The following is a 17,589-nucleotide window of genomic DNA, read 5'->3' as shown; positions in this document are numbered from 1 at the left end:
GCGGGTGGTAGAACATGCCGTAGTTCGGCTCGGTGAATCCGGCTACCAGCAGCCCCCAAAACCGGTCTCGCTCCCCGAAGTTGATGGGGCCGTCCATGGCCGCCATGCCCTGGTTTGCCAGCCAAGTGCGACAAGCCTCAAACAGCATATTGGCGGCGGTCTGGTCGTCGATGCATTCGAAAAAACCCATGCCGCCAGTGGGTAAGGTGGCGTCGGTGTGGGCCGTCGCCGAATTCACGAAGGCGGCGACTCGCCCAATGGTTTCGCCGGTGGTATCGGTCAGAATCCAGCGAACAACGGCGCCCTGCGCTAAGTTGGGGTTGCGCTTGGCATCGAAAACGGCTTCAATCTCGTGGTCGAGAGGCGAAATCCAGTTGGGATGTGCTTGATAGATACGGGCGGGTAACGCCAGGAACTGACGGACCTGCGCCGGGGTCGTGACTTCGAGCAGAGGCATGAAAAGCAGCGGAAGAAAACTAGCGAGCAAACAGCAAAGGCGCCCCCAAGATTACGGATAAGCAACTTATCCGTCCGTAAACAACCAATAAATTCCAGCGAAGATGTTGTTGGGTAGCTATGGATTAGCTAACGATTGGCATGAGCTGTCGTCGGAAGGCGTTGAGAACCAACGCTATTAACGGGCGGTGCCACTATCCAATTGAGCGTTTGCGGCAACCGCTTGAAAACCGATAGCACTTTGATCCCGCCGGCCCGGATAACATGCACTTCTGTATTAAGCGAATCGAGGTAGGACTGTGGGTCCCAGCGGTAGCCCGCGAGGTAGTAGCGCGCCGTGTTACTAGGCACGTAGTGCAAGCGCAGTCGTTGCTTGGGCTTCAAAATCAGAGAGTCGTTGTAGAGCGGGTAATGCCAGAAAGCATTGACCGTTACGACAGAGGCTGTATCATGCGTCACATCACAACCACCAGTACGGGCGCAAGCAGCCACAGGACCAGCAGCAAGTCAATGCGACTTTCAAGGGTGGGCAAGCACAAGTTGAAACCCTGTTGCCAGAGGCAGCGCAACCAACTCAACAGTCCGCCACCCATTGCTAGCGAATAAGGTACGGGAATGGTAACGAGCATCCACACCGGGATGTAGTGCCAAGGCAAGTCTGTAGCCAGCAGCTGTTCACCCAGATAGAAGTTGGTAAAGCCATATAGGTAGCGCACGGCGTGAGAGGCTACTGAGAGTAGCTCCGGTAAGCTCCATGCCCATAAGTAGGGCCAGCCAGCCATAATGCCTACCGCTGCCGTACCCACACAAGCGCCAGTTAGTTTCCAGATGCGGTATGCTGTGTGTGGTAGCTGACTGGGTGGAATTGAAACGGCTTTCCAGCAGCAGGCCCTGTGCTGCAAACAGCAACAACTGTAAGCCATGAACCCGCACATCGACAACTGTGCAGCCTATGTGCATAATTGACGGCTTGACGGGTTTACTGTACAAGATATCGGCTATGGTCTGGCGGAGTTCAATTGCACAAGCTAAAAAGCGAATGGCCATAACGGCAAAACCTTACACAAGCAAGGCTTGCTGTGCCAAAGCAGACGTGGTGTAAGCGCAGTAGCTAAAATTACATGCTCTGCTTCGTACGTCACATAGGCAAAGACCTAATTACTAAGCTCGCTGGACTTAAAACAAAAAAGGACAGCCGATTTATCGGTTGTCCTTTTACTGGTGGGAGATACTGGGTTCGAACCAGTGACCCTCTGCTTGTAAGGCAGATGCTCTGAACCAGCTGAGCTAATCTCCCGAGGGTAAGCGTACTATAACGTGGGAGATACTGGGTTCGAACCAGTGACCCTCTGCTTGTAAGGCAGATGCTCTGAACCAGCTGAGCTAATCTCCCATGGGGCGTTTCCCGTTTGGGATTGCAAATATGCAGGACCATTTTCGATTACGCAACTCTTTATGCGAACTTTAGGCCCAGAAATTCCTTTGCAGAAGAGAGAATGACGTCCAACTCTTTTAAAGTCAAGAAATAGTAAAGGATTGAAAAAGCTGCGGCGGTACACGTTTTATTTTCTGCTGGGCCTTGCGTTGCTGCTGGGCGCGGCCGTGGCGGGCGTATGGCTGGGGCAAGACCGCATCATCGGGCTGTTTGTGCAAGAAGCAAACCACTACCTGCGCACGCCGGTGCAAGTAGGGAAAATGGAAGTGTCGTTGCTCGATCAGTTTCCGCGGGTGTCTATTACGCTCCACGAGGTGCGTGTTAGTGGCTCGCTTCCCCAGGACACCGTGCCGCTGGCCCGGGTCCGGCGTCTTTATTGCGCCTTCGATGCCTGGGATATATGGCGTGGGCACTACCGTATCCGGGCCATCACGCTCACTGATGGCCGCGTTTACGTGGGGCATGATGGGCAAGGCCGCCCCAACTACGACGTTATCCGCTACGACACCACCGCAACTGCCTCCGATAAGCCGCTGGCTTTCGGCTTGGAAAACGTGCACCTCGAGCGGATTCATACCACCTACAACGACCAACTGCGCCAGCAGCGCTATACCGTGCGCGTCGAGGATATGCAGGCCGAGCTAGACGTCAACGACATGCTTGTGGACGTCACGGCCCGGGGCGACACCCATGTGGAGGCCTTGCAACTCGGTTCGGATGTATATTTCCGCGACAAAGCCTTGGCAGTCAATACCCGTTTGCGAGTTGACCGGGCTGCGCGGCTCGTTAGTATTCAGCCCTCGGAGCTGAAAATAGGCCGCGCCGCTTACGGGGTGTCGGGCCGGGTGAGCTACCGGCAGGCCACTGATTTAGATGTGCAGCTTGATGGGCGCAACACCGATGTGCAATCGGTACTGGCGCTGCTGCCGCCGCGGGTAGCTACCCGCCTGAGCGCCTACCGCAGCCGCGGCGACGTGTATTTTGGGGGCACGGTGCGCGGTACGCTGGCTGGAAAAGACAACCCGCGCCTGGACTTTCGGTTTGGCTGCCGCGATGCTTCGTTCTATCATCCTGAGTACAAACAGGCCGTGGAGCACGTCTTCCTGACGGGTACTTTCAGCAACGGCCCGGCCCGATCGGCGCGTACTTCGGAGCTAGATCTGCGTGAGGTGCGTGGCACGTTGCAAGGTCGGCCCTTCAATGGCAGCTTACGCTACACTGATTTTCAGGACCCGCGGGTGGTCCTAAACCTCAATGCCGATCTGGATGTAGCACGGGTTCTGCGTTTTTACCCGGTAGCGGCCGTACGGGAAGGTAGTGGCACCGCGCAGTTGAAGGTGTCGTTTGCGGGCAGTATGCGCGAGTTCAGAGCCAGTCCAGCCACGGCGGCGGTGCAGTCGGCCGGGGAGTTGACGCTGCGCGGCGTACAGGTGCGGCTGCGCGATTTTACGCAGCCATTTACGGGCCTAAGCGGCGTCTTTCTGCTGCGCCGCAACGATGTGGCCATCAATAGCTTCACGGGGCGAGTGGGAGCATCTGATTTTCAAATGAGCGGCGTGTTCAGAAATGCGCTGGGCTGGCTACTCCTGCCGCGGCAGCAATTACTGGTAGAAGCCGATGTGAAAGCTAGGCAACTGAATTTCGATCAGCTTTTAAGCTTACGAGCAGCGGCTGGCGCCGCTACTACACCCACTTCGGCTGGTGGCAGCTATGGGTTTCGGTTGCCGCCCAACTTGGCGCTCGACGTAAACGTGCAGGCGCAACGGGCACGGTTCCGGCGGTTTCGGGGGAGGGAATTGCGAGGTACCATCCGGTTGCAAAACCAAGTGCTGAGTGCGCCTTCGCTGTCGGTGGCGGCTGCCGGCGGGCGGGCTAGCTTCCGAGGTAGCCTTGATGCCCGCCAACCCGACTTGTTGCGCCTTAGCTCTAGTACCAGTTGCCAGCAACTGCCCCTCGATAGTTTGTTTTACGTGTTCGAAGACTTTGGGCAGCAGTTCATTACGGCGCGTCACTTGCGCGGGACGCTCACGGCTTCCGCCGAATCGGACATGTACTTCAGCAGCAACCTGGACCCGCTCACCGACAAGCTACAGGCAGAGGTGAAGATGACCGTGCGCAATGGAGAGCTAAATAACTTTATGCCGCTGCAAAAGCTGTCGATGATAGCGGGGCGTGAACGGCTGCGGCACCTGCGCTTTGCCCAGCTGACAACCCCCGTCTACATCCAAAGCCGAACGGTGTATCTGCCGGAGATGGAGATTCGCTCGAATGTGAAGGCCGCCTCTTTGGTGCGAGTTACGGGTACTCACACCTTTGACCAGCAGATGGATTATCACGTCAGCATTCCCATCTTACCCGGTTTGCTGTCTAAAGTGGTGTCAAACGGAAGCAAAACGGGGCCCAGTTTGCTACTGGCAATTCAAGGCGATGAAAACAACTTCCGGGTGACTTATGACCGGACGCGGGCCCAAGTTGCACGCCCTCCAGCGAGTGGGTCGGCGCCTACGCGCAAGCCTGGTTTGCTCGATGGGTTGTTGAGGCCTGCCACTGCTAGGCCCGCAGCAGCAACTACTCCTGCGCCGCCCACGGAGCCCCGCAAGCCTTTCGAGTTGAAGAAGCCCCCGGAGAAGAAGCCAGCCCAGCCTCAAACCGGCGAGTATTTCGAGTTTTAATTTCGGATAGCAAAGGGCAGTTATAGCCTAATTTCACGCACCAAGAGAAAATATGGAGCAGCTCTTAGCTGAAATATGACAGTCGGAATAGCGCCAGGAGAGATAAGTAAATCAGGAGTGTTGAGGGTAAAAGTTAGTGATGGATCCTGCTTAATAGGGTGGTGCTAAAAATCAACCTAATCCAAGCAGGTGCGTTAAGGACATCAGATTATATGTCCACCCTTTCCTTCTTAAACACCATGAACGACAACCAACTCCTGCAGAACTATTCCGACCAAGAAAAAGCGGCTTATCTGAGTGTTATTGCCAGCTTAGCCTCCGCCGACCGCGAGGCTTCGGCCGCCGAAATCGAGTTCTTGCAGCAGCTATCACACCAAGCTGGCCTTTCGGGCGGTGCCACGCAGCAGGTACTGGCTGCGGCCAAAGATTCCACTAATCAAAGCGTACAGGCCAATCTGGACGCATTGAAGGGCAGTGAGTTACGGTTTTCTTTGATAACCGACCTTATTAGCTTTGCCCGCGCTGATGGCTCGTATGCCAACGACGAAGAGGCTATGGTGAACAAAATTGCCAGCTACCTCGGTATCAATCAGCAGCAAACCCAAGCCCTGGAGCAAGTGGTTGACCAAGCGGCCAGCGTACCACATGACGCCAACGATCCATCCAAGCAAGGTTTTCTAAGCGGCATTACCGATAAGCTTTCCAGCGTTGGTATTCCGAAAGGCGCCTTGATGGCGGGCCTCTTGGGCGTTGCAGCCCCGATGGTATTGTCGCGGGTGATGGGCGGCCGCGGTGGCTCGATGGGTGGCGGCATGCTCGGGGGCAGCGGCTCGATGGGCGGCTTGCTAAGCGGTGCCATGGGTGGTGGCAGTTCGATGGGTGGCATGCTTGGGGGTCTGTTGGGTGGAGGCTTGCTAAGCAGCGTGCTCGGCGGTGGGGGCGCTCAGGGCTCTTATGGCAACATGCCGCAGCAAGGCACGCACGTAGGCAGCGGTGGTCTTGGCTCTCTTATGTCTATCCTGGGCGGGCTAGGTGGGCGTCCAGGTTCGGCTCCACGTAGCGCAGGCGGTGGCGGCCTTGGCAGCTTACTCGGTGGCGGCGGCGGTGGCATGGGCAGCCTGTTGGGCGGCTTGCTCGGTGGCCGTTAAGAGTTTAACCTAGAAGATAACCACAAGAAAGCCGGCTGCCCTGTTAGGAGCAGCCGGCTTTCTTGTGGGGTTGAAAATTTACTTTGCCAAGGTGTGCTATGTTGACAAACAGAAGCTGGCACTTCGTATTCGAAAATGCTACCGGCTCAGGCTAGGGGTAGCCGGGTTGAGGCTATCCGCCGAGTTGGTTAACTGCACGATGGTAGTGCCAGAGCTAGCAAATTGACCGCCGTGCTGCTCCACCACTTCAATCAGGCTGTAGTTGAGGTCTTCTTTGACATCGAGATATTCAACGTAGCTGTCGGTGTGTACGAAATACTGTACGGTTACCTCCCTAGCGGTAGGCGTGAGGGCCGCAAATTTCACCTCGGCCTGATCTTCAACCAGTGGATGAGCTTCGATAACGGCGCGGGCACTTTCTACTATAGCGCGAAGCTGCTCACTGGTTGTGCTTTGGCTTAAGGTCAGCGTGAAGCTGACGCGCCGAGCGGTGCGCAACGAGAGGTTGTCGAGGGGCTTGTCGATCATGCTTTTGTTGGGCACGGTCACGTAGCTTTTCTCGGCCGTGCGCAACCGGGTGCTGCGGAAGCCTACTTTCTCCACGGTGCCCGTAATACCGCCTACCGTCACCAATTCGCCCACGGCGAAAGGCCGGTCGAGGAAGATGGTGAACGAGGCAATCAGGTTTTCCAAACTTTCTTTGGCCGCGAAGGCCACGGCCAAGCCCCCAATGCCCAAACCTCCAATCAAGGCGGTTACGTTCACGCCGAACACTCGGCTTAGCATCACCAGGAAGGTAACGGTGATAACCAGCACTTTCAGCAGGTCTTTGGCGAAGGGAATCAACTGGTTGTTGAGGTGTGAAGGGGTAACTTCGGCGCGCCGCTGAAATACCATGACGGCGAAGTCAATGATGCGCAACGCAATCCAGCCTACGCCCGAAAAAACGGCCAACTGAAACAGGCGAAAGAAAAACACCTTCACGGCCGGCTCATTGTGCGTTATCTCGTGGCTGCGCACCGGATAATCGAGCACCTGAAACGCGAAGTAGATGGTTACCAAAAAGATAACCACCGACAGCGGCTGAAGCAGTAAGGCATGAAAATGATGCTCGGCTACTCCCTCGGTTTTGGTGCGGATAAAACGGAACAACAGCTTCGACAGTAGCCTCGACAGTAAGGTTTTGAAAGCGAAGCCAAACAATAGAATACCTACGCACCACAAATACGCCCGTACATCGTTGCCAAGGAAACGATAATTTAGGAATTCCTGTAGGGTCATTTCACAGTAGTTAATGAACAATAGATAGTAGTACAAAACGAAGAGGCTAACAGTTGAATTCTATTAAATATCAAGCTGGCGCCCATCGCCAAAATCGTACCACTTGCATTAAATTTATACGAGCTGTCGTAAAGCCATTTCAAACGACTTTTGCGCCAAGCTGGTGGGACTGTCGCCCTGCTGGCGAGTGCGGGCCAAGGCTTGGCGGATCACGCGGGACGTATCGCCGAAGATGGCTTGGTCGGTGATTTCAGCATTGGTTTCCATCAGGTAAGCAAACACGCGGGCCATGCCGCAGTTGGCCACGAAGTCGGGTATGACGGAGGTATGTTGGTCGGCAAACTCGCCGGTGGGGCCAAAGAAAATTTCCGAATCCTGAAAGGGCACGTTGGCTCCGCACGAAATAACTTCCAGTCCGCCCGCAATCAACTGCTCTACCTGCGCCCGCGAAACCAGCCGCGACGACGCGGCCGGAATGAAGATCTCGGCTCCTGACTGCCAGATCTGCTGGTCGATTTGCTCGAACGACAGCAAGTTGCTAGCCGTGAGGGCATTGCCGACCCGGTTCAGAAACAGCGCCCGAATTTCTTCCAGTGTAAATCCTGCGGGCTGCAACAGCCCACCGGCCCGGTCGATGATGCCAGTAATGCGCACGCCCTGGCTGGCGAGGTAGTAAGCGGCGGCGGCCCCCACGTTGCCCCAGCCTTGCACAATGGCGCGCTTACCTACCACCGATCGGCTGCCCCACAACGCATAGTAGTGCCGCACGGCTTCGGCCACGCCGTAGCCCGTAATCAGGTCGGCCACGGTGTACTTGCGGCGCAGATCGGGCGTGAAGCTGGCGTCCTCCAGCACTTTCACTACGCCTTGGCGCAACTGGCCTAGCTTCTGGATCTTCTGCGGCTCGGTAGCGCGGTAGTGCCCATTCACGATGCCTTCCTGCGGGTGCCAGAGACCATAGTCTTCGGTGATAGGAATCACATCATGGATTTCATCTACGTTTAAGTCGCCGCCGGTTCCGTAGTAGGCTTTAAGCAACGGAATGACGGCGCGGTACCACCGCTCCAGCACCCCGCGTTTGCGCGGGTCCTGCGGGTCGAAATTGATACCCGATTTCGCACCGCCAATGGCCGGGCCCGATACCGTAAACTTCACTTCCATCGTTTTGGCTAGGCTCTCTACTTCGCGCTTGTCAAGGCCTTTGCGCATGCGGGTGCCACCGCCAGCGGCTCCGCCCCGCAAGGAGTTGATTACCACCCAGCCCTCTGCTTCGGTTTCGGCATCCTTCCATTCAAATACTATTTCCGGACGCTTGTTTTCGAATTTAGCCAGTAGGTCTTTCATGAAAAAATTTGGGGGTAGGAAGGAAAAAGCAGGTTTTTAGGGAACAAAGGTACACCGCTCCCGTAGAGCTTTCCGGTCTAGGAGCCTCTAAATACACTTGTTTTGGAACCTCGCGCGTTAGAGGAGCAACCAAATTTTTGGAGATTTTCATTCATAGGAACTCTTTCCATCAGAAATATCGTATTAGTCATATTCCTGACGGAACTGCTTTTTTCTTTTTCAGCCACCGTTGTTCATCAGTATGAAACCCTTGCTCTCACGCGTAGAATCCAAAAAAGTAGATAAGGCCGCTGCCATGCTTAAAGTATTGGCTCATCCCAAGCGTTTGGCCATTGTAGATTTGCTTGGTAAAGAGGACAAAATGACCGTAACGGAAATCTACCGGACGCTCGATTTGCCTCAGGCAATTGCTTCTCAGCATTTGATTACCCTTAAAGACCGGGGCATTCTGTCCTCGTTTAAAGTGGGCACCAAAATCTATTACTCTCTTTCCATTCCAAAACTGCTCGACGTAATTGATTCGCTCGAGGAGTGCTGCGACACTATGTAGCACAAGCGTAGGCTTGCATAAACGTGAAAAAGACCGCCAATTGACGGTCTTTTTTCATTTGTGGCGAGGTTTCTTTACGAGCAAAGCTATTTTCTTGCTCGGTGTTTTAAAGGTCGATTCGAACAGCGGGCTATCCTTCCGACGCAGAAGAAATCTGAGTTGGCTTGTTCGACAGTTTCAACAAGATTCCTCCTGCGTCGGAAGATAACTGCTTGCTGTGAATAGGCTTTAAGCGCCTGAAATGCGACAAGCCCTTGACGTTTAGCATACGGCAAGGGCTTGTTTTGTCAGACTATCCTTGCAAGGACAGCTAAACGGTCGTTGGCTGGTTTTCTAGGTCGAACAGGTCGGTGAGGACGTCGATGAGTTGGTCGGCTTCGCCACGCTTGCAAGCAGCTTTGAGCTGGATGACGGGATGCTTAAGAATTTTCTGCATCAACGATTTGGTTACTTCGTCCATGCGGCGGGCTTCTTCGGGGCTCATCTTCTTCTGGAAGCGGTCCATTTCTTCCTGCCGAATCTGCTCTAAAGCATTTTTTAGCTTTTGAATGGTCGGCGACACCAACATCTCTTTGCTCCAATCATTAAGGCCAGCAAGGCTTTCGGCGATGATGGCGCGCACCTGTGGCACGGCGGCCATGCGGCGCTCTAGCGCGGCCGATGCTTTGCTTTGGATGGAATCGATATTGTAAACCAGTACGCCCGGTACGTTCTCCACTTCGCTGTCTATACTACGAGGCACGGAGAGGTCGACGAAAAACTTGTAACTCAGCACATCAAGGTTAGCTACCAACTCGCGGGTGAAGAAGGGCGTAGCAGCGTTGATGGACGAGATAATAACGTCGGCTTCTTTGAGGCCCTGCGCTAGATTTTCAAAATCCAGAATTTTGAGGCCGCACTCAGCAGCCAGCATGGCAGCTTTCGAGCGGGTGCGGTTGCAGATGGTCACGTCGGTGAAAAACTTGCTGTCGCCGAAGTGGCGGCACACGTCCTCGCCAATCTCGCCGAGGCCTACAATCAGCACCCGCGGGTTGGCTACGTCGGCAGTCAATTCCTCTACCAACTCCAGAGCGGCGTAGGAGGTGGAAGCGGCCCCGTCGCGAAACGAGGTTTCCTGCTGCACGCGCTTATTAGTGAAAAACACCGTGTGCAGTAGCCGGTGCAGAAAAGGCCCAGCCGCATCTTCGTCAGCCGACCACTGGTAAGCCTGTTTCACTTGGTTGCTGATTTGCAGGTCACCAACCACTTGCGCGTCGAGGCCCATTGCCACTTCGAAGAGGTGCTGCACCGCGTCGTCGGCAACGTCGAGGATGTCGAAATAGGGGAAGTACTGGCTGATGTTCGCCAAGTTCTTGAGTTCACCTAGCGCCTCGATGATGGCTAGGCTCTGGTCACGGTCGGCAGCGTAATAAACTTCGGTCCGATTGCAAGTGCTAAGCACCAGTAGATCGGTAAGGGCTAGCTCGTGGTGGAGGGTATGCAGAAAGCGGCGGCAGGCGGCTTCATCCAATGCAATCAACTCCCGGATTTCCAGGGGAGTTTTTTTGAAGGACAGACTGACGGCCTTGAAGGGGTGAGGCATAGCGAATGGCAACTGCAATTGCAGGCGGCAAAATTACGGCACAAATCGATACTATGAAAACAGCGAGGAGGGCCGTGTGGTTCAGAGAAAGTTTAAATTACGGGTAAGACACTTCTGAGCGACATTTTGCGTTATCAGGCCACTAAAAATAGTTGCAAACTACGCCGTTGTGACGCGCAAAAACGACGTTTTTGGCCACTCCAAACTCCTGTGTAGAGCAGCTTTATATGGTACTCTGCCCCGCAACAGCAGCAGTTGTACCTTTGTGCAAGTACCCATTCTGCTAGACCACTCGTACTGGCAGACCATATGGTTGCTTCACCCTTGCGTCGGGAGCTGCCTCATTTCTCGTTGCCTTTCTTACGTCCTTGATAGCCATTTACGACCAAAAAACCCGGATTAAGCTGCTCATTATAGCAGTGGCACTGCTCATTGCGGCGGCTACCGTCATCTATACCAACGTGCTTGTGCAGCGCGTATCAGAGCGGGAACAACAGCAAATTGCCCTTTACGCCAAAACGCTGCGCTACATCACTAACACCGAGGAAGAGTCGAACTTGTCTTTTCTGATGGACGAGATTATCAATGCCAATACGACCATTCCCGTTATCGTCGCCGACGGCGCGGGCAATATCGTGGCGGCTAAGAATCTTACTATTCCGAAGGGATTGAGCGAGAAGGCTAGTACTGCTTTTTTGCGCCAGGAATTGTCGGTGCTGAAGCTGCAACACCCACCTATTATCATCGAGCTAGGAGCATCGCAGCGCAACTATATCTACTACACAGATTCCGCCTTGCTAGCCCAATTGCGGACGTATCCACTGGTGCAGCTAGCTATTATTGCTTGCTTGGGGGTCATTGCGTACTTCGCCTTCAGCTATTCACGACGCTCCGAGCAGAACCGGGTGTGGGTGGGATTGGCCAAGGAAACGGCCCACCAGCTTGGCACCCCGCTCAGTAGTTTGATGGCTTGGCAAACCTATCTGAGTGAGAGCGAACGGTTTAAGAATGAGCCTATTGTAGAAGAGTTGAGCAAAGATATCCGGCGGCTTCAGATTATCACCGAGCGTTTCTCCAACATCGGTTCGGTGCCGGTGCTCAAGCCCGAGAACATTTTGCGTACCACCCAAAACGCAATTGCCTATCTGCAAAGCCGAGTATCAAAGAAGGTGGTGTTCGAAATCAAAACCGATCTGCCCACCGATACGCCGGCGCTGCTCAATATTCCGCTGTTCGATTGGGTAATCGAAAACATCTGCAAAAACGCCGTGGATGCTATGGACGGCCGCGGGAGTATCACGCTGCACCTGCGCCGCCCCGTGCGCGACAAAAAATCCATTGCCATCGACATCACCGATACCGGCAAAGGCATCCCTAAAAGCCGAATTGACCGAGTGTTTCTGCCTGGCTTCACCACCAAGAAGCGCGGCTGGGGCCTGGGTTTGGCCTTGGCGAAACGTATCATCGAGAACTACCACCAAGGCAAGCTCTTCGTGAAATGGAGCGAAGTAGGCCGCGGCACCACGTTCCGAGTGATATTGAAGGGGTAGATGCCTGGCACGCTTTGTTGTGCTGCTTCGGCCAGCGCAACAAAACAAGTCTTTTAGCTTATTCCTTCGCGGTAACGGTCTCGGCGGCTTCTCGGGCTTTCTTTGCCTCGCTGCGGTTGGTGATTTCCACGTAGCTGTTGCCGGTTACGGGCTTGCCATTGTGGGTGCCTTCTACGCGGCACATGCCTTCCCAATAATGCATTTTAATGCCAGCAAACAGCTTGAGGGTCAGTTCCTGGTCGGGCATGACGGGCGTGATGGTGAGGTCGTAGCCTTGACTGGGGATGCGCAGGCGCCACTTGCTGGGGTAGCGTAGTCGGGAGTGGGGGCTCGTCCAGTAAGCGGTGGTTTCCAGTTGAAAATCGGCTTCGTTGAGGTGCGTGTTCTGAGCTTGAGCCCCAAAGTGTGAGCCGCCGCCAATATGCTGGCCAGTGGCCCGGTTGTAGAGTTGGTAGGCCATGATTTCCTCACGGGGTTCGTTGAGCTGGATGCTGAACCAGTCCCAGCCTAAGTCTTTGGTCGTGACGCTGTTGCAGTTCCACTGCCGGTCGTACCACAACTCGCCTTCCACTTGGTGGGTTTTGCCAGCAATTTCCAAGGTGCCGGCGGCCGAAAGGCGGGGGTAACTGTAGTAGCCAGCGGTGGCCGTGGGGCCATATTGCTCGTAGCCAGTACCGTTATGCAGCAGCACCGGTTTGGCGGGCGTGGTGGTGAGGTTAATGGCTTGGTCGGGATGAGCGGCCATGCGGGCTTGCAGGTGGTAGCGGCCTTCCTGCCCGGTGAGGGTCCAGCGCTGAGTCTGCTTTTGGGCGGCAAGGTTGAGGGGCAAAGTGGGCGCCAATAGCTGGGGCAAGCGTTCCACCTTGTAGTCGTAGCGGAACTGCTGCTGCTGCGGATCGGTAAGGGCAAAATTCACCATCTGCCAGTCCTTCTTGCCAGTGACGTTGAAATGGAAAAACACGTATTCCACCCCGAAGGTCTCGCCGGTGGCTTTGTCGCGCAGGTGGCCGGTGAAATACCACCACTCCAACGAGTTTTGCTTGTGCACGGCTTCTTCCTGCGGTAGCTGGGCGCGCTCGGCGGAAACGTCGTACTTATTAGTGGGTTTAAGGGAGCAACCGGATGCCGTGAATAGCAGAATGGAAACAGTAAGGAGCAGGTTCTTCATACCCCGCAATAAGGATTTTGGGGGCGGAAAGGTTTAAGCGGTATGCTGAAAGGATGGTGCGGAATGAAGCTTTGGGCTATGAGCCAACACTCGGCCCGCGTGCTACCGGCACTGCCGTTCACTTAACGGGTGGTTTCATGGGTGGGTCGTGGCGCATGATCTTGCCCATGATTTCTCCCCGGCCGGGCACCGACTTCAGCCGAACGAGCAGCGGCGCAGGAGCCGGAAAAGTTTTTACGGGTACTAGTTGCTGCTTGTACACGAAAGGGCTGCCCTGCACTCGTAATTGCACCTTGTTTTTCTGCACGGGTGCCCATTTTTGCGGCATCGTGAAGCTGAAGTTGCCTTGTTCATCCGTAACGGCTCCGTACTTGGTGTCGCCGATAAAGATTTCAACACCCGCTACGCCTGCGCCGGTGGAGTCGTCGAGCACGCGGCCCCGGATGGTGACCTGGCCTGCGGGAGCCGTGGCATGGGCATCGGCTTGCTCGGTGGCGCGCGGTATAGCACGTAGCGGCGAAAAGGCGGCGGCTTCCTCGGCGGCCAGTAGCGGCTTCAAACCCACTAATGCTATGGCCGCTACCAACCAGCGGCGCCAGCGCGGCGCAGCGGGCGTGGGTGAAGCTGCAAATTGTCCGGCCCGAAAGTAGCCGCAGATAGTACCGGCCGTGGGTTGAGTTAGCCAAGCCATAACTTCGGCTTCGCTCATGCGGGAGAAGTTCACGACTTCGTGCTGGCAACTGCCGCAGAAGCGGCCGTCGGAGGTGGTGGTCATGGCGGCCCAGGATTTGGGGCAGGGTGAGGGAACGCAGAAGGCCATAGGATTACGTGAAGTACATGAGTTGCCTGGTAGATGCTGGCAAGGTCCAGATTCCACAACAGTCCAGAGAAATTTACTGAAAATCAGGCCGGAACGGAAAGTAGCAGCAAGAACCGGTGTCCTTCTGACATTCCGCGCCTCTAGCGGCGAGAGGAATCTAAGTGAAGTCGTTCAACAATCTTATCCAGATTCCTCTCGCCGCTTGAGGCGTGGACTGTCGGAAAGACAACCAGGCGGTAGCCGCGAAGTGGATTTTGCTAAAGCTTCCTTCTGTGTAACTCAATGGAGGAAAGCCATCTGAACAGCCTAATATGCGGCTCCGCCGCATTATTCTGTATCTTTTGCCCTCTCAATCCTCTCCACGACCTTGTCTACACCGCTTCCTCCTAGCCGTCTGTCCGGCCTGTTCCGCCGCAAAAACCTCGACGACCTATTGCTCAACCCGCCCGCTGACGCCGACGGCCATACGGCGGGGGGCGGGCTAGCCCGGCACCTCACCGTCCGAGACCTAACGGCATTGGGCATCGCCGCCGTTATCGGGGCGGGCATCTTCAGTACCATTGGCAATGCCTCGCATGATGGTGGCCCGGCCGTGTCGCTGCTGTTCGTGTTTACGGCCGTGGCCTGCGCGTTTTCGGCGTTGTGCTACGCGCAGTTTGCGGCCACTATTCCAGTCAGCGGCTCGGCTTACACCTATGCCTACGCTTCGTTTGGAGAGCTGGCGGCTTGGATAATTGGCTGGGCGCTGATTATGGAATACGCCGTGGGCAATATTGTGGTGGCTATATCTTGGTCTGACTACTTCACCGGACTCATGGACGGTATTGGGGTGCACATTCCCGTCTGGCTGACGATGGGCATGCAAAGCGCCCACAAGCACTACAACGAGGTGCTGGAACTAATGCAAGCCGGCAAACCACTAGCCGATGCAACACCAACGCAACTAGCAGGGTATCAGGCCTGGGCAGCAGCCCCACAGTTGCCGGCTGGTTTGCGGCTGGTTATTGATTTACCGGCCGGCCTAATTACGCTGCTCATCACTATGGTTGTGTACATCGGCATCAAGGAATCTAAAAACGCTTCCAACCTACTGGTATTGCTTAAGCTGATTGTAGTAGCCACCGTAATTGGGGTGGGCGTGTTCTACGTGAACCCCGCTAACTGGACGCCCTTCGCCCCGAATGGTATTGGTGGAGTGCTCAAAGGGGTATCGGCGGTGTTCTTCGCCTACATCGGCTTCGACGCTATTTCCACCACCGCCGAGGAATGCAAGAACCCGCAGCGCGACTTGCCCCGAGCCATGATTTACGCGCTGATTATCTGCACCGTACTCTACGTAATTATCACGCTGGTGCTTACGGGGATGGTGAGCTACACCGAGCTCGGCGTGGGCGACCCGCTGGCGTTTGTGTTTCAGAAAGTGGGGTTGAACTGGCTGGCGGGCGTGGTGGCCGTGAGTGCCATTTTTGCCATGGCCTCGGTGCTGCTCGTGTTTCAGATCGGTCAGCCCCGCATCTGGATGACCATGAGCCGCGACGGGCTATTGCCACCCGTGTTTGCCCGGGTGCATCCGAAGTTTCACACGCCCTCGTTCAGCACCATCGTCACGGGCTTTTTTGTGGGTGTGCCGGCCATGCTGCTCAACATGGACCTCGTCATCGACCTGACTAGCATCGGTACCCTGTTCGCCTTTGCGCTGGTCTGCGGCGGTATCCTTATCATCGACCCTTACGGGAAGTCGGATGCCCGCTTCAAGGTGCCCTACATCAACGGGCAGTTCTTGGTGCCCCTTCTGATGCTGGTAGGCATTGCGTTGGTAGTCACCTACAACCAAGCGGGCCTACAGGAATTTCAGCAAGCGCTGAGCAGTGGCTACGGCGAAGCTCGGCACTACATTCCGATGCTGGTGTTTCTGCTGTTCTGCGTGGCGCTGGCGTGGCTCTCGTTCCGCAAGCGCCTTTCGCTGTTGCCTACCCTCGGCCTGCTAACCAACCTGTACTTGATGACGCAGCTTGGCGTGAACAACTGGCTGCTGTTCTTCGGCTGGTTGATAATTGGGCTCGCGCTGTATTTCAACTACGGCTTCAAGCACAGCAAGCTGCGGCTAAAGCACGCGCCGGCCAGATAAACACTTCTGAGGCGCACAAAGGCTTCGCGCTACAGCCAGTGGGTCCGGGTAAATTTGCGGTATCTAAGGCCATTGGCAGAGTAGGCGCGTAGGTAGTTCAACTCTGTCCAGCTTTCCGATGCACTCTTTCCGCTGGCTTCTCTTGCTGCTTTTCGGCTTCGTTACCGCTCGGGCGCAAGCGCAGCGCCCTGACAGCAGCAAAACCAGCCCTGACCGCCTTGTAGCGTACACTTTCGCCAACGACGCCTTCTTCCGCACCGACTATTACTTCACTCAAGGAATGACGCTGTTGCTGGTACTGCCGGGGCTGCGCCGTTCGCCCGTCAACTGGTTGCTGGGGCCAGTGCCATCAGGCAGCACCCGCTACCACGGCGTGAAGCTGCACTACGACGGCTTTACGCCGCTGCGCATTCAAGATGCCTTTGTTCGGATCAATGACCGGCCTTATGCCTCCTACATCTACGCCGACTTGTTTCGGGTAGTAAACCAACCAGCCCGCCGTCTGCGGCTGACTACAGCCTTGCATATTGGAATTATCGGTCCGGCGGCCGGGGCCAAGGGCTTCCAAACCAAGCTGCACAAGCTGCTGGATGCGCCCACTCCCCGCGGTTGGGACTATCAGGTTCAAAATGACTTGGTGTTAGGCTACGAAGCGCGCCTAGAGAAACAGCTCCTAGCAGTTGGCCGCGGACTGGAATTGATTGGTATGGGTGGTGGCTCTTTGGGTACGCTGCAAACCTACGTCAGTGCCGGCGGGCGGCTGCGCATGGGGCTGCTGAATCCGTATTTCGATAATCTGGGGGTGGCGAGATGGAACGGCCGGCGCGGGGCGCGCCGGATGCAGCTTTATGCGGAAGAGCAGCTAGAAGGACGCCTCGTGGGCTACAACGCCACCTTGCAAGGGGGCCTGCTACGCCAGCACAACCCATACACGTTGTCGGCCAGCGCAGTACGGCGTACAGTGGCCTGTAGCACGAGCACAATAGGATTTGGGTTTGGAGGTATCCGGCTGGAAACTTCTGCCGTATGGGTATCACGGGAGTTCGACGAAGGACGTACCCACAAGTGGGTCCAAGTAGGGTTATTAGCCGATTTCTGACCGATAATCGTCGGGAGTTAGTCTTATTTCAACACGAAACTCTACTATTGTTATTCGTAGCAAGCTCCTTCGGGCAACTGCGCGCTGTATTTTCCAGCGTTAGTTCGGTGAAATTGAATTGTAATTCCTCTACTTCTGCTAAATGGCACGACTTAAGATAGGCGTAATTGACTTGGTTTGCAAAGGCCCAACCACCACGCTATGGGCCCGCACGATGCATGCGAATCTGGCCAGCATCATGCCCCAAGTGGTAGCTACCTGGTGCGAAGAGGAAGGGCACGACGTAAAATTGATTTGCTATACCGGCCTAGAAGATCTGCGCAAAGAGTTGCCCAAAGGTGTTGACTTAGTGTTCA

The 17,589-nt window shown here is 55.5% G+C and carries 14 protein-coding genes, 2 tRNA genes and 1 pseudogene; 7 read left to right on the top strand and 10 right to left on the bottom strand.

Annotated elements, in window-relative coordinates:
* From ACFE7X_RS23060 to ACFE7X_RS23040, 5 genes and pseudogenes are all read right to left on the bottom strand, one after another.
* Positions 1-457: pseudogene (locus ACFE7X_RS23060) on the bottom strand (hypothetical protein); the annotation flags it as partial.
* 128 nt (positions 458-585) lie between these two features.
* Positions 586-915, bottom strand: a complete 330-nt coding sequence (locus ACFE7X_RS23055) for a hypothetical protein (protein ID WP_375438037.1) — start codon at positions 913-915, stop codon at positions 586-588.
* Positions 912-1,172, bottom strand: a complete 261-nt coding sequence (locus ACFE7X_RS23050; RefSeq protein ID WP_375438036.1) for a hypothetical protein — start codon at positions 1,170-1,172, stop codon at positions 912-914. The genes ACFE7X_RS23055 and ACFE7X_RS23050 overlap by 4 nt, the downstream gene beginning before the upstream one ends.
* Positions 1,173-1,675: 503 nt before the next feature.
* A tRNA-Val gene (locus ACFE7X_RS23045) sits at positions 1,676-1,753 on the bottom strand.
* Positions 1,754-1,774: 21 nt separating this feature from the next.
* Positions 1,775-1,849, bottom strand: a tRNA-Val gene (locus ACFE7X_RS23040).
* A 143-nt stretch (positions 1,850-1,992) separates the two neighbouring features.
* On the opposite strand from ACFE7X_RS23040, the gene ACFE7X_RS23035 reads away from it, so the two are divergent.
* Positions 1,993-4,563, top strand: coding sequence for an AsmA-like C-terminal region-containing protein (locus ACFE7X_RS23035; protein WP_375438035.1), 2,571 nt, complete (start codon positions 1,993-1,995; stop codon positions 4,561-4,563).
* 212 nt (positions 4,564-4,775) lie between these two features.
* Complete coding sequence (locus tag ACFE7X_RS23030) at positions 4,776-5,711, top strand: TerB family tellurite resistance protein (protein ID WP_375438034.1); 936 nt, start codon at positions 4,776-4,778, stop codon at positions 5,709-5,711.
* A 138-nt stretch (positions 5,712-5,849) separates the two neighbouring features.
* Here the strand turns inward: ACFE7X_RS23030 and ACFE7X_RS23025 are convergent, their stop codons facing one another.
* On the bottom strand, positions 5,850-6,992 hold the full coding sequence (locus tag ACFE7X_RS23025) for a mechanosensitive ion channel family protein (RefSeq protein ID WP_375438033.1): 1,143 nt from the start codon (positions 6,990-6,992) through the stop codon (positions 5,850-5,852).
* A gap of 114 nt (positions 6,993-7,106) precedes the next feature.
* On the bottom strand, positions 7,107-8,336 hold the full coding sequence (locus tag ACFE7X_RS23020; RefSeq protein ID WP_375438032.1) for a Glu/Leu/Phe/Val dehydrogenase dimerization domain-containing protein: 1,230 nt from the start codon (positions 8,334-8,336) through the stop codon (positions 7,107-7,109).
* 241 nt (positions 8,337-8,577) lie between these two features.
* Between ACFE7X_RS23020 and ACFE7X_RS23015 the strand changes: the two genes are divergently transcribed.
* Entirely contained in the window at positions 8,578-8,886 is a 309-nt protein-coding gene (locus tag ACFE7X_RS23015) for a helix-turn-helix transcriptional regulator (RefSeq protein WP_243798306.1), read from the top strand.
* Between the two features lie 310 nt (positions 8,887-9,196).
* On the opposite strand, the gene hemA is transcribed toward ACFE7X_RS23015, so the two are convergent.
* On the bottom strand, positions 9,197-10,468 hold the full coding sequence (gene hemA / locus ACFE7X_RS23010; RefSeq protein WP_375438031.1) for a glutamyl-tRNA reductase: 1,272 nt from the start codon (positions 10,466-10,468) through the stop codon (positions 9,197-9,199).
* Positions 10,469-10,836: 368 nt separating this feature from the next.
* On the opposite strand from hemA, the gene ACFE7X_RS23005 reads away from it, so the two are divergent.
* Entirely contained in the window at positions 10,837-12,018 is a 1,182-nt protein-coding gene (locus tag ACFE7X_RS23005) for an ATP-binding protein (RefSeq protein ID WP_375438030.1), read from the top strand.
* A gap of 58 nt (positions 12,019-12,076) precedes the next feature.
* Here the strand turns inward: ACFE7X_RS23005 and ACFE7X_RS23000 are convergent, their stop codons facing one another.
* Complete coding sequence (locus ACFE7X_RS23000; RefSeq protein WP_375438029.1) at positions 12,077-13,186, bottom strand: lipocalin family protein; 1,110 nt, start codon at positions 13,184-13,186, stop codon at positions 12,077-12,079.
* Positions 13,187-13,304: 118 nt separating this feature from the next.
* Positions 13,305-14,006 carry a carboxypeptidase-like regulatory domain-containing protein gene (locus tag ACFE7X_RS22995; RefSeq protein WP_375438028.1) on the bottom strand — a complete coding sequence of 234 codons (702 nt, stop codon included), beginning with the start codon at positions 14,004-14,006 and terminating at the stop codon, positions 13,305-13,307.
* Positions 14,007-14,373: 367 nt separating this feature from the next.
* Here ACFE7X_RS22995 and ACFE7X_RS22990 point away from each other — a divergent pair, with 367 nt between their 5' ends.
* The 3 genes from ACFE7X_RS22990 to ACFE7X_RS22980 form a co-directional block, all read left to right on the top strand.
* The gene (locus ACFE7X_RS22990) at positions 14,374-16,134 is read left to right on the top strand and encodes an amino acid permease (protein WP_375438027.1); all 1,761 of its coding nucleotides are present in this window, start codon (positions 14,374-14,376) and stop codon (positions 16,132-16,134) included.
* A gap of 118 nt (positions 16,135-16,252) precedes the next feature.
* Complete coding sequence (locus ACFE7X_RS22985) at positions 16,253-17,233, top strand: lipid A deacylase LpxR family protein (protein ID WP_375438026.1); 981 nt, start codon at positions 16,253-16,255, stop codon at positions 17,231-17,233.
* 142 nt (positions 17,234-17,375) lie between these two features.
* Positions 17,376-17,589: hypothetical protein (locus tag ACFE7X_RS22980; RefSeq protein ID WP_375438025.1), on the top strand; the 214-nt coding region annotated here is incomplete at its 3' end.

The organism is uncultured Hymenobacter sp. (genome assembly GCF_964242765.1).
In the GTDB taxonomy this organism is placed as follows: Bacteria; Bacteroidota; Bacteroidia; order Cytophagales; family Hymenobacteraceae; genus Hymenobacter.
Note: the sequence above shows the minus strand (reverse complement) of the source record. Positions and strands in the feature narration are given on the sequence as shown.

What these genes read in the sequence shown, in the direction of transcription:
- ACFE7X_RS23030 (WP_375438034.1), top strand. Translation starts at nt 4,776, where the DNA reads ATGTCCACCCTTTCCTTCTTAAACACCATGAACGACAACCAACTCCTG.
- ACFE7X_RS23025 (WP_375438033.1), bottom strand. Translation starts at nt 6,992, where the DNA reads ATGACCCTACAGGAATTCCTAAATTATCGTTTCCTTGGCAACGATGTA.
- ACFE7X_RS23020 (WP_375438032.1), bottom strand. Translation starts at nt 8,336, where the DNA reads ATGAAAGACCTACTGGCTAAATTCGAAAACAAGCGTCCGGAAATAGTA.
- ACFE7X_RS23015 (WP_243798306.1), top strand. Translation starts at nt 8,578, where the DNA reads ATGAAACCCTTGCTCTCACGCGTAGAATCCAAAAAAGTAGATAAGGCC.
- hemA (WP_375438031.1), bottom strand. Translation starts at nt 10,468, where the DNA reads ATGCCTCACCCCTTCAAGGCCGTCAGTCTGTCCTTCAAAAAAACTCCC.
- ACFE7X_RS23000 (WP_375438029.1), bottom strand. Translation starts at nt 13,186, where the DNA reads ATGAAGAACCTGCTCCTTACTGTTTCCATTCTGCTATTCACGGCATCC.
- ACFE7X_RS22995 (WP_375438028.1), bottom strand. Translation starts at nt 14,006, where the DNA reads ATGGCCTTCTGCGTTCCCTCACCCTGCCCCAAATCCTGGGCCGCCATG.
- ACFE7X_RS22985 (WP_375438026.1), top strand. Translation starts at nt 16,253, where the DNA reads ATGCACTCTTTCCGCTGGCTTCTCTTGCTGCTTTTCGGCTTCGTTACC.